At 70.8% G+C, this 938-nt stretch carries 1 protein-coding gene; it reads left to right on the top strand.

Going from position 1 to position 938, the window contains the following annotated elements; genetic code table 11:
• Window positions 1-938: Ig-like domain-containing protein (locus OK412_RS23400; RefSeq protein ID WP_264353663.1), on the top strand; the 938-nt coding region annotated here is incomplete at both ends.

Here is a 938-nt window from a genome sequence, read left to right as displayed (position 1 = left end):
GACGCGGCGGGCAATGAAGGCCCGCAGGTAAGCGGCACGGCGGATGCGGCGTGGGACTTCAGCGTCCTGACCAGCGCCCCGGCGCAGCCGGCGATTGAAAACGTGGTGGACGACTACAGCCAGGGCGAAGACGCGGACAGCGGCTTCCTGCAGAAGGGCCAGTTCACCAACGACGGCACGCTGACGCTGAACGGCACCGCGGGCGCGGGGCTGACGGTCATCGTGTGGGCCACGGATGCGGACGGCAACCGGGTAAACGCGGGGTCGGGCGTGGCGGATGACAACGGCCGCTGGAGCATTACCACGGCGGCGCTGGGCGAGGACGGCCGCTATGACCTGACGGCGACGGCGGTGAACGCGGCGGGGGTTTCCTCGGCGGAGACCGGCGCGTTTAACGTGGTGCTGGACACCGTGGCACCGGAGGCGGCCGTGGCGGCGCTGATGGACGCCCAGGGTGAGGTGCAGGGCGAAGTCGCCAGCGGCGGGGTAACCGACGACCGCGCGCCGGTGCTGAAGGGCACGGCGGAAGCGGGCGCGACGGTGACGGTATATCTGGACAACAGCAGCACGCCGGCAGGCAGCACGGTGGCGGACGCGGACGGCAACTGGACACTGGCGCTGGGCACGCTGACGGACGGGGAGCACAGCTGGCAGGTGAAGGTGACGGACGCGGCGGGGAACGAAACCCGCGGCGAGCGCGCAACCTTCAGGCTGGACAGCAGCAGCGTGGAGCTGAGCATTGACCAGGCGAACGACGATGCGGGAAGCATCACCGGCGCGGTACTGAACGGCGGCCTGACCGACGACAGCACGCCGGAGCTGCAGGGCACGGCGGCGGCGGGCGCGGTGGTGACCATCAGCGACCAATCGGGCGCGGTGCTGGGCAGCAGCACGGCAAACAGCAGCGGCGTATGGACGTTCGCGGTGGCGGAGCTGGC

This window comes from Pantoea sp. JV6 (assembly GCF_025910055.1).
GTDB classification, from domain to species: Bacteria; Pseudomonadota; Gammaproteobacteria; order Enterobacterales; family Enterobacteriaceae; genus Pantoea; species Pantoea agglomerans.
The sequence above is the reverse complement of the archived record's forward strand: the minus strand, read 5'-3'. Positions and strand labels throughout refer to the sequence as shown.